At 58.3% G+C, this 15,832-nt stretch carries 10 protein-coding genes and 2 pseudogenes; 6 read left to right on the top strand and 6 right to left on the bottom strand.

Annotation, left to right across the window (positions count from 1 at the left end):
* Window positions 1-25: 25 nt before the first annotated feature.
* On the top strand, window positions 26-970 hold the full coding sequence (locus ENTMO_RS0111675) for a LysR family transcriptional regulator (protein WP_010430862.1): 945 nt from the start codon (window positions 26-28) through the stop codon (window positions 968-970).
* Here the strand turns inward: ENTMO_RS0111675 and ENTMO_RS24080 are convergent.
* A pseudogene (locus tag ENTMO_RS24080) lies at window positions 967-2,025 on the bottom strand (ABC transporter substrate-binding protein). The gene ENTMO_RS0111675 and the pseudogene ENTMO_RS24080 sit on opposite strands and share 4 nt — an antisense overlap.
* 221 nt (window positions 2,026-2,246) lie before the next feature.
* Between ENTMO_RS24080 and ENTMO_RS0111685 the strand changes: the two are divergent.
* From ENTMO_RS0111685 to ENTMO_RS0111695, 3 genes are read left to right on the top strand one after another with little or no spacing between them, the layout of a single operon-like run.
* Entirely contained in the window at window positions 2,247-3,815 is a 1,569-nt protein-coding gene (locus ENTMO_RS0111685) for an ABC transporter permease (protein ID WP_010430865.1), read from the top strand.
* Entirely contained in the window at window positions 3,812-4,555 is a 744-nt protein-coding gene (locus ENTMO_RS0111690) for an ABC transporter ATP-binding protein (RefSeq protein WP_010430867.1), read from the top strand. Before ENTMO_RS0111685 ends, ENTMO_RS0111690 begins: the two co-directional genes overlap by 4 nt.
* Before the next feature lie 23 nt (window positions 4,556-4,578).
* Window positions 4,579-6,366, top strand: coding sequence for an aryl-sulfate sulfotransferase (locus ENTMO_RS0111695; protein WP_010430870.1), 1,788 nt, complete (start codon window positions 4,579-4,581; stop codon window positions 6,364-6,366).
* Window positions 6,367-6,408: 42 nt separating this feature from the next.
* Here ENTMO_RS0111695 and ENTMO_RS0111700 read toward each other — a convergent pair whose 3' ends face one another.
* Together ENTMO_RS0111700 and ENTMO_RS24085 are read right to left on the bottom strand one after the other, a co-directional pair.
* Entirely contained in the window at window positions 6,409-7,440 is a 1,032-nt protein-coding gene (locus ENTMO_RS0111700; protein WP_010430872.1) for a methionine synthase, read from the bottom strand.
* 26 nt (window positions 7,441-7,466) lie between these two features.
* A pseudogene (locus tag ENTMO_RS24085) lies at window positions 7,467-8,442 on the bottom strand (DUF1852 domain-containing protein).
* Window positions 8,443-8,613: 171 nt separating this feature from the next.
* On the opposite strand from ENTMO_RS24085, the gene ENTMO_RS0111710 reads away from it, so the two are divergent.
* Window positions 8,614-9,153: a DUF2058 domain-containing protein gene (locus tag ENTMO_RS0111710; protein WP_010430875.1), complete on the top strand. Its 540-nt coding sequence runs from the start codon at window positions 8,614-8,616 to the stop codon at window positions 9,151-9,153.
* Between the two features lie 7 nt (window positions 9,154-9,160).
* Here ENTMO_RS0111710 and ENTMO_RS0111715 read toward each other — a convergent pair whose 3' ends face one another.
* Window positions 9,161-9,847, bottom strand: a complete 687-nt coding sequence (locus ENTMO_RS0111715) for an RluA family pseudouridine synthase (RefSeq protein ID WP_010430878.1) — start codon at window positions 9,845-9,847, stop codon at window positions 9,161-9,163.
* 90 nt (window positions 9,848-9,937) lie between these two features.
* Window positions 9,938-10,543, bottom strand: a complete 606-nt coding sequence (gene azoR / locus ENTMO_RS0111720) for an FMN-dependent NADH-azoreductase (protein ID WP_010430882.1) — start codon at window positions 10,541-10,543, stop codon at window positions 9,938-9,940.
* Between the two features lie 205 nt (window positions 10,544-10,748).
* On the opposite strand from azoR, the gene hrpA reads away from it, so the two are divergent.
* Window positions 10,749-14,651, top strand: coding sequence for an ATP-dependent RNA helicase HrpA (gene hrpA, locus ENTMO_RS0111725; protein WP_029485067.1), 3,903 nt, complete (start codon window positions 10,749-10,751; stop codon window positions 14,649-14,651).
* A gap of 466 nt (window positions 14,652-15,117) precedes the next feature.
* On the opposite strand, the gene ENTMO_RS0111730 is transcribed toward hrpA, so the two are convergent.
* The gene (locus ENTMO_RS0111730; RefSeq protein WP_010430889.1) at window positions 15,118-15,777 is read right to left on the bottom strand and encodes an O-methyltransferase; all 660 of its coding nucleotides are present in this window, start codon (window positions 15,775-15,777) and stop codon (window positions 15,118-15,120) included.
* Between the last annotated feature and the right edge of the window lie 55 nt (window positions 15,778-15,832).

Raw genomic sequence — 15,832 nt, forward strand, 5'->3', positions numbered from 1 at the left:
AAACGTAAAAGGATAATCCGGGCCTATGCATCTTGATTTTCGCCAACTGCGCAACTTCGTCGCGCTGGTTGAATACGGCAGTTTTAATCGCGCGGCAGAGGCGGTGTGCCTCTCGCAGTCGGCTTTTAGCCGCAGCATTCAGGCGCTGGAGCAGAGCGTCGGACATCCCTTATTTGACCGGCAAAGCAAGCTGGCCACCCTGACGCTGCATGGCCAAACGCTGCTGCCCTACGCCCGACGGTTTCAGGAGCTGAACGTTGAGCTTAGCAGCCAGATGCGCGAAGCGGAGGAGGCGCAGACCGGCGAAGTGACGTTCGGCTGCGGTCCGGCCCCGGCTGCCCGCCTGATCCCCGCCGCGGTGGGAGCGTTTCATCGCAGCATGCCGCAGGCGAAGGTACGCTTTCAGATCGATAACTGGTTTACGCTGCATCAGGCGCTGACCACACAGCATTATCCGTTTGTCGTGGCCGATAGCTGGCAGGCGGAGCTGGATCCCCAGCTGCGGGTGCAGCCGCTCAGCCCGCAGCGCTGCTTCTTTATCTGCCATGCCGACCACCCGCTGGCGCAGCAGGGCACCGTATCCGTGCAGGCGCTGTTGCGTTACCCCTTTGCGGCCCCCTATTTACCGCCGGGCGTACGCAAGGTGCTGGCTACCCTCAGCCAGCAGCAGGATTTTACCCCCGCGATCCAGTGCGATCACGTCTATGCGCTGCTCTCAACGCTCGCCTATACCCACGCGATAAGCTTCGCCAGCGAGGATGGCTTTGCGCTGTGCCAGCACAGCCACCGGCTGGTGAAGCTGGAGATAAGCGACCTGCCGGAAGAGTGGCGGCTGATGCAGACCCGGTTTGCCATTATTTCTCCGGTCCATGCTACCCAGCCGCCGCTGGTGGAAAAGATGATTGAGACGATCCTCCATGCCGACCGCCAACATCAGATTCAGCTGCTGGCGCAGGAGGAGGGGAGTTAAAGCGGCTGCCCCTCAGGCGAGTACTGCGGCCAGTGGCTTTCCAGCTTTTGCGCCTTGAGGGCCTGCTCGACGAAGGAGCCGTCAACCCACTCTTTGGCACTAAAGGCGCTGCGGATCAGGCGGCCCGAATACGCCTGTTCAACGCTGTTGGTAAAGCTGTCGGTCAGGAAAGGATCGATGCGCGGTGAGGTGGTGAAGTTAAGATCCTGCGGCTGCAGTTCCTTCAGGAACAGCGCCCTGGGGATTTGGCTTTGCTGTGCCATTTCTGCCGACCAGGCTTCACGGTTGTTCGGATCGCTGATTTCTGCCGCGTTCTTCACCAGCACGTCGATAATCTGCTGCGTCGCCTGCGGCCAGGCGTCAATAAAGGTTTGTGTCCCCAGGAACCCCGACTGCGTGGTGTTCTGACGACCGGAATCGCCGCTCTTTACCACCACGTCGATCTTATCGCCCCGCAACGCCAGTAGAGACACGCCGCCCCAGACGGCATCCACGCGGCCCGCCGCCAGCGCCGCTTTTCCGGCATTCCAGTCGAGATTAATGACCTGCAGGTTTCTTTCTGTGAGCCCGGCGGTTTGCAGGGCGCGGTCGAACGCCAGCTGGTCCGCCGTACCGCGATAGACCGCGACCCGTTTACCCTTTAAATCCGCCAGGGTTTTAATGCCCGAGGCGTGGGTGACCGCCAGGTAAGACTCCGACCCGCGGCTGCCCAGCAGCAGGCGCGTGGGAAGGCCGTTCGCTTTGCCGATGATGGCTGCCAGATCGCCAAGCTAGCCAAAATCGAGCTGTTGGTTAGCCAGCGCTTCATTCACCGCCGGACCCGCGCCCTTAAAGAACTGCCACTGGATTTCTACGCCCTGAGGTTTGAACACGGCCTCAAGCTGGTGGCGGATGTACGCCATGCCGACCGGGCCTTCAATAAAGGGCTTACTGCCCGCACTTTGATCCGGCACGCCGATGCGAATGGCGTGCAGCGCTTCGGCGCTGGCGTTCCCCATCAGGGCGAAGGCGGCCACCAGTGGCAGCAGAGCGCGACTAATAAATGCTTTCATCATAACAAGTTACTCCGAGGTTTTTTTCTCACCCTAATGAGCCGCCCGGCCCGCTGTTAAATGCTTTTATTAGCAAAGAACAGGTGAAAATGAGCTAAATCAGCGCCAGCGAGTCCGGCAGGCTGAAATGCATTTGTTGCATCGGGATTATTCGCGTAACGCAATGACGAAGTGGAACGGGGCGAGGTTTTATAGCGGCATGACGGGTTTAAACGTGAAGCACTATGTCGCAGATAATTTTAAAAACGGGCTCATCCGGAAGGCAGAAAGTACGACTTAACGGCTGGCCGTGGATATTGCCCGCGCTACTGCTGCTGCTGTGGTCCATCGCCGTAGAGCGCCACTGGATGCCGGAACAAATTTTACCCGCGCCTTCGGTGGTCGCCGACACGGCGCTCTCGCTCCTGGCCGGAGACCTTCTCTCCCAGTGGGCATTTAGCCTGCGGCATCTGCTGCTGGGCCTGCTGGCAGGCGCGTTCGCCGGCACGCTGTTAGGCGCGCTGTTCGGCCTAGTTCCCGGTGTGGCGCGTCGCGTGGAGCCGCTGTTTTACGCGCTGGCGCAAATCCCGACCCTGGGGTGGATCCCGCTGTTTATGGTGCTGTTCGGGATCGATAACGGCCTGAAGCTGGCGGTTATCATCAAAACCACCATCGTGCCGATGACGATCAACACGCAGCAGGCGGTAACCAGCGTGCCCCATACCCTGAGCGAGGCCGCCAGGGTGATGAATTTTTCCCGCTGGCAGCGTCTTCGCTGGCTGGTGATCCCCGCGAGCCTGCCGGGCTGGTTCACCGGCCTGCGGCTGGCGCTCTCTCAGGCATGGGTGTCGCTGATCGTTGTTGAACTGCTCGCCTCGTCGGAGGGCATTGGCTACCTGATGGTCTGGGGGCGTCAGCTTTTTCAGCTGGATATCGTTTTCGTCACCATTGCGGTGGTGGGCTTCAGCGGCATGCTGATGGAGTGGGCGGCGAATCGGGCCTTTTCCCGACTGGTGTTCTGGCCCCAGCCCGCCGTCGGGCGTCTTGCCTGGAAACCGCAGGCCAGCTGGCAGGCGCTGCAGCTGCCGATCCTGCTGCTGGCGCTGTGGCAGCTGGCTAGCCGATGGGGATGGATTGACGGGGCGCTGTTCTCTTCGCCGCTGGCGGTCGCCGGGCGCTTTATGCAGGGCGCGGCAAGCGGGGAGCTGGCGACGGCGATGCTGGCAAGCCTCGGGCGCGCCTTTGCGGGCGGGGCGGCGGGTATTGCCGGTGGCCTGCTCTGCGGATTACTGCTGGCGCTGCGGCCTCGCGCCGGGCAGATCGTGACGCCATCGCTCAACGTGCTGCGCCATATTGCCCTTTTTGCGTGGCTACCGCTGCTGACCGCGTGGGTGGGCAACGATAACGTCGGTAAAATCGTCTTTATCGCCCTGGCCTCGTTCTTTCCGATGTTCTTTAGCACCCTTCAGGCCGTGCTGCAGCGTAACCCGCAGCTGGACGAAGTGGCGCGCGTGCTGCGTTTAGGCGGCCTGACGCGCCTGCGGATGCTGATCCTTCCCGGCGCGGCGCCCGGTATTTTCGCCGGGCTGCGGCTGGCGATGATCTACGCCTGGCTTGGCAACATTGGCGCGGAATACTTCATGTCCTCGGGCGCCGGGATCGGCAGCCTGATGATTAACGCCCAGCAACTGCTGGATATGCCCACCATTCTCTGCGGCATGGTGCTGGTCGGTCTCACCGGCGCAGCGCTGGATAAAGCCGGACGTTTACTGGAACTTCGCGCCACCCGCTGGCGCCAACAGGAGCCATCATGACCGCTCAAACTCTGGTCTCATTTCAACATGTGCGTAAAACCTGGCAGCAGGTCACGGCGCTGCAAAATTTTAGTCTCGACATCGCTGCCGGTGAACTGGTGGTGCTGGTGGGCAGCAGCGGCTGCGGTAAGTCGACGCTTCTGCGCATGCTGGTCGGCCTTGAAGAGGCGACGCAGGGGGAAATCCGCATCAGCGGCGAGCGGGTCACCGGCGTGGGCAAAGAGCGCGGCATCGTGTTCCAGGAACCCCGGCTGTTCCCCTGGCTGAGTGTGATCGACAACGTCATGCTGGGGCTGGCGGATGAAAAACTGAGCCGTGCCGCCAAATGCCAGCGCGCGCGGGAGATGCTGGCGCGGGTGCAGCTCACCGAGTTCGAGGGCGCGCTACCCGCGCAGCTTTCCGGCGGGATGGCCCAGCGCGTCGCCATTGCTCGCGGCCTGGTTGCCCGCCCACAAATTCTGATGCCGGACGAGCCGTTCGGCGCGCTCGACGCCCTGACGCGGCACACCCTGCAGCAGGCGCTTTTGCAGATTCACAGAAGCGAGGGAACCACCACGCTGCTGGTGACCCATGACGTCGAAGAGGCGGTCGCCCTGGCCGACCGTGTCGTGGTGCTTTCCCCACGTCCCGGCCGCATACGCGAAGTGGTGAGCCTTACGCTGCCGCACCCGCGACAGCGTGACGACGCCGCGTTTGCCGACGCCTGCCGCCATATTCGCACTCTTATTACCTCTGCCTGATGACCTTCACTAAGGAGCAATACATGGGACATCCTTCCGTTTTCCCCACCGGCGCGACGCTTTACGATCCTGCGCGCGCGTGGAGCGGCTATACCCTTTTCCAGGCCACCGAGCATGGCGCGGTGCTGGTCGACATGAACGGCACCGTGGTCCGCGAATGGCCTGAGCTTCACGGCTTTCCCAACAAAATTCTGCCCGGCGGGGCGATCCTCGGACACAGCGGCGAGCGCGACCCGCGCTACGGCATGCAGGATATGCTCGACCTGATCCAGGTGGACTGGGAAGGCAATGTGACATGGTCCTTCGATCGCTATGAGAACGTGAGCGACCCCGGCAATGAAACCCGCTGGATGGCGCGGGCGCACCACGACTATCAGCGCGCGGGCAATCCGGTTGGCTACTACGCGCCGGGGCTGGAGCCGCAGGTCGAAGGGGGGAATACCCTGATTCTCGCCCACACCAACCTGGTCAACGAGGCGATATCGGACAAGGTTCTGCTGGACGACACCATTATTGAGGTCGACTGGCAGGGAAACGTGGTTTGGGAATGGCGCTGCAGCGATCATTTTGAGGAGCTGGGCTTCGACGATGCGGCGCGCACCGCGCTTTACAATAACCCCAACATGCGCGCCAGCGGCGGCGGAATGGGCGACTGGATGCATATCAACTCGATGTCCACGCTGGGGCCGAATAAATGGTATGACGCCGGAGACAGCCGCTTCCACCCTGACAACATCATCTGGGACGCCCGCGAGTCCAACATCATCGCCATCATCGATAAGCAGAGCGGCAACATCGTCTGGCAGCTTGGCCCGGATTACAGCACGCCAGCGCTAAAACACATCGGCTGGATCATCGGCCAGCACCACGCGCACATGATCCCGCAGGGGCTGCCCGGCGCAGGCAATATCCTTATTTTCGATAACGGGGGCTGGGCCGGATACGGCGCGCCGAACCCGGCCTCGGCGGACGGGGTGAAAAACGCCTGGCGTGACTATTCGCGGATCCTCGAAATTAACCCTGTGACGCTGGATATCGAGTGGCGCTACTCGCCGTATGAAGCGGATCTGCCCCAGCCAACCGATTCATACCGTTTTTATAGCCCGTACATCAGCAATATGCAGCGCCTCGAAAACGGCAATACCCTGATTAATGAAGGCTCCAACGGGCGCATTTTTGAAGTGACCCGCAATCATGAAATCGTCTGGGAGTACGTGTCGCCGTTCTGGGGCAAGACGCTCAACAACAACATGGTTTACCGCGCGTACCGCATTCCTTATGCCTGGATCCCACAGCTTCCTCAGCCGCTGGAAACGCCAATAGTCCCGGTGGATGTTCGGACCTTACGCCAGCCTGGCGCGGCGGCGGCTGGCCCGGCGCAAAGCGTGGTGCGGGTCGCAGGCGTGAAGCCCTACAGTAAAAGCGCCGATGCGCTGTGCGTCGCGACGGATAACGACACCCTTCGCCGCAGTCCAAAACTGTTCCGCGTGGCAGAAGGCGCGTTTAAAACGGTGAGCGCGTCGAGCGAGCTGGAAAGCGATGGCCCGATACTGCTGTTTGTCGGGGCGGAGCGCTGCGTGCACTGCCGCAGGCTCTGGCAGCTGCTGGAGAACGAGAAGCTGATTCCGCTGACGGCGCGGTTTGATACCCGCTATCTGGACGCCGATCTGAACACGGAACTGGCAAGCCAGCTTGGCGTGCGCGGTCTGCCCACGTTGCTGGTGCTCAGGCAGGGTCAGCCGGTCTCGCGTGCGCCTGCGCAGCAATCGGTAGAAAGCGTTGGTGAGTGGTTGCAAGGCGTGAGTGAATAATGCGATACCCGGGAGAGTGAGCCTCTCCCGGGAAGGGCGGGATTATTTTGCCAAAATCTCACGGCGAACGATCTCTGCGCCCGCGCTCAGCGCCCTGAGCTTGCCGTTAGCAACCTGACGGGAAAGGGGAGCCATTCCGCAGTTGGTGGACGGATAAAGCTTGTCGGCATCGACAAACTGCAGCGCTTTACGCAGCGTATCGGCGACTTCCTCCGGCGTTTCGATATGGTTCGTCGCCACGTCAATCGCGCCCACCATCACTTTTTTGCCGCGGATCAGCTCCAGTAGATCCATCGGCACGCGCGAGTTGTGGCACTCCAGCGAAATGATGTCGATGTTTGAGGTCTGCAGCTTAGGGAAAGCCTCTTCGTACTGGCGCCACTCGGAGCCGAGCGTCTTTTTCCAGTCGGTATTGGCCTTGATGCCATATCCGTAGCAGATGTGTACCGCGGTTTCGCACTTCAGCCCTTCAACGGCGCGTTCCAGCGCGGCGATACCCCAATCGTTGACCTCGTCGAAAAAGACGTTAAAGGCAGGTTCATCAAACTGGATGATATCGACGCCTGCGGCTTCCAGCTCGCGCGCTTCCTGGTTAAGAATTTTGGCAAATTCCCAGGCCAGCTTTTCGCGGCTTTTGTAGTGGGCGTCGTAAAGCGTGTCAATCATGGTCATCGGGCCCGGCAGCGCCCATTTGATCGGCTTGTCCGTCAGCTGGCGCAGGTATTTCGCATCGTCCACGAATACCGGCTTTTGACGCGCAACGGCTGAAACCACGGTCGGCACGCTCGCGTCGTAGCGGTTGCGAATGCGCACCGTCTGGCGGTTCTCAAAATCGACGCCGCTCAGGTGCTCAATAAAGGTGGTAACAAAGTGCTGACGGGTCTGCTCGCCGTCGCTGACGATATCAATGTCCGCGCGTAGCTGCTCGTCAAGGGATAAACGCAGCGCATCCTGCTTACCCGCCAGTAATTCATCATCCTGAAGTTTCCACGGGGACCACAGCGTTTCAGGTTGTGCTAGCCAGGTTGGTTTAGGTAAGCTGCCAGCCGTTGATGTCGGGAGCAATGTTTTCATAATAGAAGACCTTTATTATCGGTTAATTAAAGCGTGAAGTTATGAGACCACTGCTCAAGACGTTGTTTGTAAGGCTTAATAAACTGTTCTTCCGTAAATTTGCCCTGTTGAATCGCTAACTGGCTGCGCTCTTCACGGTCATAAACAATTTTCGTTAATGAATGATCCTGCTGATTCAGATCCGGCTGATAGCACTGTCCGGCGGTCGAGTTCGCATTATAAATTTCAGGACGGTAAATTTTCTGGAATGTTTCCATGGTGCTGATCGTTCCAATCAGTTCAAGATTCGTATAATCCGCCAGCAAATCACCGGAATAATAAAAGGCAAAAGGCGCAGCGCTGTTCTCAGGCATGAAATAACGCACCTTCAGGCCCATCTTGCCAAAGTATTGTTCAGTCAGGGATGTACCGTCCGGCTGGTACTCAATCCCCAATACAGGGTGCGTGTTGCCCGTACGATGGTAGGTATCTTTGCTGGAGACACTCAGGCAGATCACCGGCGGTTTTTTGAAGTTTTCTCTGTATTCAGCAGAGTGGGTGAAGTGCTTGAAGATGTTGCCGTGCAATTCACCAAAGTTCTCCGGGATGCTGAACGTTGAGCGATCTTTATTATGGTCGAGCAGCAATACGCTGAAGTCATAGTCACGCACGTAAGAAGAGAAGTTATTCCCGACAATGCCTTCGATGCGCTCATGGGTTTGCTTGTCGACAATGAACGTCTGCAATATTTCTATGGCCGGGAAGCTATTTTCTCCATCGATGTTCATATCAAGCGGAAATAATTTCAAGCTTAACCGCATAACGATCGGCTTTAGGGTTATCCCAGCGCGCTAAGGCGTTGAAGCGGTTGTTGATCATCACCAGCGTATTGCGCAGGTTTTCCTGACGTTTTTCACCGCGCGCCAGGTTAGCAAAGTTGGTCGTGGTACGCGTATTTTCTGACGGGTTGTAATTTTCATCAAAGCAACTGCGCTTAAGGCTAAATGTAAAAGCTTTACTCATTGTGGTTATGCATCCTAAGTTCATGTTGCTAGGAAGTTATCAATGCATAATTTATGCCTGAGCCAGTGGCAGAGGGGAAGTGACTTAATTTCACTGCAACATGAGCGAACTTCATGAACGGCGCACTTCACGTTATACTGCCCAAAATATCCAACCGGTTTAGAAACAATCATGACAAAACTCACCTTACAAGAGCAGATGCTGAAAGCGGGCTTAGTCAGCAGCAAGAAAGTGGCGAAAGTGCAGCGCACGGCAAAGAAATCACGCGTTCAGGCGCGTGAGGCCCGTGAAGCGGTCGAAGAGAACAAGAAAGCGCAGCTTGAGCGCGACAAGCTGCTGAGCGAGCAGCAAAAGCAGGCCGTGCTGGCGAAAGAGTTTAAAGCCCAGGTGAAGCAGCTGATTGAGATGAACCGCATCACCGTTTCAAGGGGCAACATCACCTTCAACTTCACCGACGGCAATCTGATCAAAAAAATCGAGGTCGACAAGCAAACCCAGGCTCAGCTGATCAACGGCCGTCTGGCGATTGCCCGCCTGGTCATTAACGCAAGCGGCGACTGTGAATACGCGATTATCCCGGCGGTGGTGGCCGACAAAATTGCCCAACGCGATGCCGACAGCATTGTGTTGAACAGCGCGCTGAGCCAGGAAGAGCAGGATGAAGACGATCCGTACGCGGACTTCAAAATCCCTGACGATTTGATGTGGTAAACCCTGTCTAAAACGGAGCAGCGTGTCGGGCGTTAATCGTCTCGCCGCTCACCGGATGCACAAAATTCAGCCCGCTGGCGTGCAGCATCAGCCGCGGCGTCGTTTCGGCGCCCGGCCATTCAAGGCCGCCATATAAATCGCAGCCCAAAATAGGGTGACCCAGCTGCTGGCAGTGAATGCGCAGCTGATGGGTTCGTCCCGTCTCTGGCGTGAGCGCAACCCGCGTCAACGGTAACCCCGTCGTCTGATAAAAACGTTCGATGACCCGGTAGCGGGAGCGCGCCGGTTTGCCCGTGACGGCGCAAATCGACATCAGCGGAAACAGCGCCGGGTCTTTGGCAATAGGCGCGTCAATCACCCCTTCGTCATATTCAACATGCCCGCACAGCAGGGCGCTATACACCTTCTTTACGGCGCGCTGGCTGAACTGATGACAAAGCGCGGCGTTAATCGCTTTATTACGCGCAATCACCATTATCCCGGACGTGCCAAAATCAAGGCGATGCACCAGCGTGCAGCCCGGGAAGTTTTGCACCAGACGGTAATGAACGGAATCCAGGTTTTGCGGGTTTTTGCCCGACAGGCTAAGCAGGCCGGAAGGTTTATTGATTAGCAGCAGGTGCTCGTCCTGCCAGAGAATGTCAATCTCATCGAGACAAGGTGGGGCAATAAAGTTATCGACGATTACAGACATCAGGCCGCCCGGCTGAAGAGTGGGAGCGGATGATAACGAAAAGCGGGGGAAAAGAAAAACCCTCCCACCTGGCGGTGAGAGGGGGAATTCTTAGGCTGCGACGAAGCCGTCGATGGCTGCTTTCGCATCGGTCTGCGCTTTGGTCGCCACTTCAGGACCGTAGGCGATACCTTCAGCGAACACGAAGTTCACGTCGGTGATGCCGATGAAGCCCAGGAAGAGGGTCAGGTACGGCGCAACCAGATCGGTTGGGGTATCTTTGTGAATACCGCCACGGCTGGTCAGTACAACCGCACGCTTGCCTTTCACCAGACCTTCAGGGCCGTTTTCGGTGTAACGGAAGGTCACACCAGCACGCGCTACCAGGTCGAAGTAGTTCTTCAGCTGGGTAGGGATGTTGAAGTTGTACATTGGGGCGTTGATGACGATAACGTCATGCGCCTGCAGTTCTGCAATCAGTTCATCAGACAGCGCCAGGGCTTCCTGCTGACGCGGAGTCAGTGGTGCATCGCTAGGACGCAGCGCGCCAACCAGCTCGCCGTCCAGCACAGGAATCGGGTTTGCAGCCAGGTCACGCACGGTGATTTCGTCAGCAGAATGCTGTTCACGCCACTGTTCAACGAAGTAATCAGACAGCTGACCAGACTGAGAGTACCCTGCCAGAATACTGGATTTCAAAACTAATACTTTGCTCATGGGTGATTCCTGTTGTTGCATTTGATTGAAGGGGGTTGCCCCGTTGCTTGTTGACACTCTATTCACAATCCTGCCACAGAGATAGCGCAATATATCGAAGTCTATGTTCGAATTTTTTGAATAAGGCGCGAAAGGCGTCAATGTGGTACTCTATAGCAATCATTAAAAAGAGAGTTTATCAGGGCGTGTACTGCCCTTTAACGCTATGACAGAACAACAAAAATTAACCTTCCCGATGCTCCTGCAACAGCTTGATTCCCTGATGCTGCGCGATAAACAGCGCTTTGCCCGCCGTCTGCACGGGGTGAAGAAGGTTAAAAATCCTGATGCACAACAGGCCATTTACCAGGAGATGGCGAAAGAGATTGAACAGGCGGCAGGGAAAGTTGCGCTGCGCGAAGCCGCACGCCCGGCGATCACCTACCCGGAAAACCTGCCCGTCAGTCAGAAAAAACAGGACATCCTTGAGGCCGTCCGCGACCACCAGGTGGTCATTGTCGCGGGGGAAACCGGTTCGGGTAAAACCACCCAGCTGCCGAAAATCTGTATGGAGCTTGGGCGAGGGCTAAAAGGGCTAATTGGCCACACCCAGCCGCGTCGTCTGGCGGCGCGTACCGTGGCAAACCGTATTGCTGAAGAGCTGCAAACGGAGCCGGGCGGCTGCATCGGTTATAAGGTGCGATTCAGCGACCACGTAAGTGATAACACCATGGTCAAGCTGATGACCGACGGTATTCTGCTGGCGGAAATCCAGCAGGATCGCCTGCTGATGCAGTACGACACCATCATCATCGATGAGGCGCACGAACGCAGCCTGAACATTGACTTCCTGCTCGGCTATCTGAAGGAGCTGCTGCCGCGTCGCCCGGATCTGAAAATCATCATCACCTCCGCGACCATCGACCCGGAGCGCTTCTCGAAGCATTTCAACAACGCGCCGATTATTGAAGTCTCGGGCCGCACCTATCCGGTAGAGGTGCGCTATCGCCCAATTGTGGAAGAGGCGGATGATACCGAACGCGACCAGCTGCAGGCCATTTTTGATGCCGTTGACGAGCTGGGTAACGAAAGCGCTGGCGACATCCTGATCTTCATGAGCGGCGAGCGCGAAATCCGCGATACCGCAGATGCGCTTAGCAAGCGCGACCTGCGCCACACGGAGATCCTGCCGCTTTACGCGCGCCTGTCAAACAGCGAGCAGAACCGCGTGTTCCAGCCGCACGGCGGACGCCGCATCGTTCTGGCGACCAACGTGGCGGAAACCTCGCTGACCGTGCCGGGCATCAAATACGTGATTGATCCGGGCACGGCGCGCATCAGCCGCTACAGCTACCGCACCAAGGTCCAGCGTCTGCCGATTGAGCCGGTCTCTCAGGCATCCGCCAACCAGCGTAAAGGCCGCTGCGGCCGCGTGTCGGAAGGGATCTGTATTCGTCTCTATTCCGAAGACGATTTCCTGTCGCGCCCGGAATTTACCGACCCGGAAATTCTGCGTACCAACCTGGCGTCCGTTATCCTGCAGATGACCGCGCTGGGGCTGGGCGACATCGCGGCGTTCCCGTTCGTCGAAGCGCCGGACAAACGCAACATTCAGGACGGCGTACGTCTGCTGGAAGAGCTGGGCGCGATTACCACCGACGAACAGGTGACGGCCTATAAGCTGACGCCGCTGGGCCGTCAGCTCAGTCAGCTGCCGGTCGATCCGCGTCTGGCCCGTATGGTGCTGGAAGCGCAAAAGCACGGCTGCGTGCGCGAGGCGATGATCATCACCTCGGCGCTCTCTATTCAGGATCCGCGCGAGCGTCCGATGGACAAGCAGCAGGCGTCTGACGAAAAGCACCGTCGCTTCCACGACAAAGAGTCCGATTTCCTCGCCTTCGTAAACCTGTGGAACTATCTCGGCGAGCAGCAGAAAGCGCTCTCCTCGAACCAGTTCCGCCGCCAGTGCCGCGTGGATTTCCTCAACTACCTGCGCGTGCGCGAGTGGCAGGACATCTACACCCAGCTGCGCCAGGTGGTGAAAGAGCTGGGCATTCCGGTTAACAGCGAGCCTGCGGAGTACCGCGAGATTCATATCGCGCTGCTGACCGGCCTGTTGTCGCATATCGGCATGAAAGATGCGGACAAGCAGGAATTTACCGGCGCGCGCAACGCGCGCTTCTCCATCTTCCCTGGCTCCGGCTTGTTCAAGAAACCGCCGAAGTGGACCATGGTTGCCGAGCTGGTAGAAACCAGCCGCCTGTGGGGGCGCATTGCCGCGCGTATCGATCCGGAATGGGTCGAGCCGGTGGCGCAGCACCTGCTGAAACGCTCGTACAGTGAACCTCACTGGGAGCGCGCGCAGGGCGCGGTAATGGCGACCGAGAAAGTGACCGTCTATGGCCTGCCGGTGGTTGCCGCGCGGAAGGTGAACTACAGCCAGATCGATCCGGCGCTCAGCCGCGAGCTGTTTATCCGCCACGCGCTGGTGGAGGGCGACTGGCAGACCCGCCACGCATTCTTCCGCGAAAACCTGAAGCTGCGCGCCGAAGTGGAAGAGCTTGAGCATAAATCCCGCCGCCGCGACATTCTTGTGGACGACGAGGCGCTGTTTGAGTTTTACGACCAGCGCATCAGCCACGATGTTATCTCCGCCCGCCACTTCGACAGCTGGTGGAAAAAGGCCAGTAAAGAGACGCCGGACCTGCTCAACTTCGAAAAGAGCATGCTGATTAAAGAGGGGGCGGAATCGGTCAGCAAACTCGACTACCCGAACTTCTGGCATCAGGGCAACCTCAAGCTGCGGCTGACCTATCAGTTTGAACCGGGCACGGACGCGGCCGGCGTGACCGTCCACATTCCGCTGCCGCTGCTGAACCAGGTGGATGAGAGCGGGTTTGAGTGGCAAATTCCTGGCCTGCGTCGTGAGCTGGTGATTGCGCTGATCAAATCCTTGCCTAAGCCGGTGCGCCGTAACTTTGTGCCCGCGCCCAACTACGCGGAAGCGTTTTTAGGCCGCGTCACGCCGCTGGAAACGCCGCTGCTGGACGCGCTCGAGCGCGAGTTCCGCCGCATGACCGGCACCACCATCGACCGCGATGACTGGAACTGGGATCAGGTGCCCGATCACCTGAAAATCAGCTTCCGCGTGGTGGACGACAAAAACAGAAAGCTGCAGGAAGGCCGTTCGCTAACCGAGCTGAAGGATGCTCTGAAGGGCAAAGTTCAGGAAACGCTCTCTGCGGTGGCGGACGACGGCATTGAGCAGAGCGGGCTGCACATCTGGAGCTTTGGCCAGCTTCCGGAAAGCTACGAGCAGAAGCGCGGTAACTACAAGGTCAAAGCCTGGCCTGCGCTGGTGGACGAGCGCGACAGCGTGGCGATCAAGCTCTTTGATAACCCGCTGGAACAGCAGCAGATGATGTGGCGTGGGCTGCGTCGCCTGCTGCTGCTCAACATCCCGTCGCCGATCAAGTATCTGCACGAGAAGCTGCCGAACAAAGCCAAACTGGGGCTGTACTTTAACCCGTACGGCAAGGTGCTGGATCTGATTGACGACTGCATCTCCTGCGGCGTGGACAAGCTGATCCACGAGGCGGGCGGTCCGGTCTGGACGGAAGAAGCCTTTGCTCAGCTTCATGAAAAGGTGCGCGCCGAGCTGAACGACACCGTGGTAGAGATTGCCAAACAGGTTGAGCAGATCCTCACCGCCGTGTTCAACATCAACAAACGCCTGAAAGGGCGCGTGGATATGACCATGGCGCTGGGGCTGTCGGACGTGAAGGCGCAGATGGCGGGGCTGGTCTATCGCGGCTTTGTTACCGGCAACGGCTTCAACCGTCTCGGCGATACGCTGCGCTATCTGCAGGCGATTGAAAAACGTCTGGAGAAAATGGCTATCGATCCACACCGCGATCGCGCGCAGATGCTGAAAGTGGAAAGCGTGCAGCAGGCGTGGCAGCAGTGGCTCAACAAACTGCCGCCCGCGCGCCGGGACGATGAAGACGTGCAGGCGATCCGCTGGATGATCGAGGAACTGCGCGTCAGCTTCTTTGCCCAGCAGCTCGGTACGCCGTATCCGATTTCGGATAAGCGTATTTTGCAGGCGATGGAGCAGATTTCCGCTTAAAACACTTGCCCGGTTTTCTCCCTCTCCCTGTGGGTTGAGGGAGCCCAGTCATTTTTTTCCTGAAGCGATGAACGTTTCTTCAGCAAAATTAATGACTTATAGCGACGTTCTGGTCCGGCTGTAAATCGCCGAAGCGTTTCCGTAAGGCCGGGGCGAGGCGCAGGGATGCGCCGAGAGGGCGTGGAGGGATGCAGGCTCATGCCCGACCCGATAGCCTGAAGGAATAAGCTGAGGGAACCGCGAAGCGGCGATTTACCGCCGGGAGCCCGGGTAGCCAGGGTGGTGGCGATTGAGCCACCCTGGCACGTTCACCGGTCATGTCGTTACAGAGTAGCAAGGAACATAAAGTGAACGGAATGACCACCACAGCCGTATGTTCCCCCTCACCCCAGCCCTCTCCCTCAAGGGAGAGGGGGTCGTCCTTGCAGGCATTATTTCGTGGGGAGCCCTCAGCCTGCACATTTTTTCACCCGTTCACTATTGCCAGCGTAAACCCATCCCATCCCTTAACCCCCACCGTTTGCAGCGCGGTGGCGGTTAAACGCGGGTTATCCCCAATCATCTCGATGAAACGGCGCACACCCAGCACGCGCACGTCGTCGCTTTGCCCGTTAATGACCTCGCCGTCGCGCACCACGTTATCGCCAATGATTACCGTGCCGGGGCGGGAATAGTGCAGCGCCCACTCCAGATAGCCGGGATTGTTGGGCTTATCGGCATCAATAAAGATCAGGTCGAACGGTGGAACGTCACCGAAATTCTCCAGCGAGTTCAGCGCCGGGCCTTCAATTAATTGAATACGATCGGTTAGTCCCGCGAGGTGAATATTCTGGCGGGCAACATCGGCATGCGTCGGGTCAGCCTCGAGCGTAATCAGCTTCCCATCCGGCAGCAGGGCGCGCGCCATCCAGATTGAGCTATAGGCACCCAGCGTACCGATCTCAAGAATGCGTCTTGCCTGCGTCATGCGTACGAACAGCGCCAGCAATTGCCCCTGATTGGCCGCTACGTCGTGTTCGGGTAGCCCGGCGCGTTTGTTGTTTTCCAGTACCTGACTCAGTACATCATCTTCAGGAATAAGCGAAGAAATCATGAAATTATCTACTGCAGACCACTGTTGTTGCATAGATTGACTCCTTAAGAGGGATTGCCGGGCGGCGGCTCCGCCTTACCCGACCTAC

It is taken from the genome of Enterobacter mori LMG 25706, from assembly GCF_000211415.1.
Taxonomy (GTDB): Bacteria; Pseudomonadota; Gammaproteobacteria; order Enterobacterales; family Enterobacteriaceae; genus Enterobacter; species Enterobacter mori.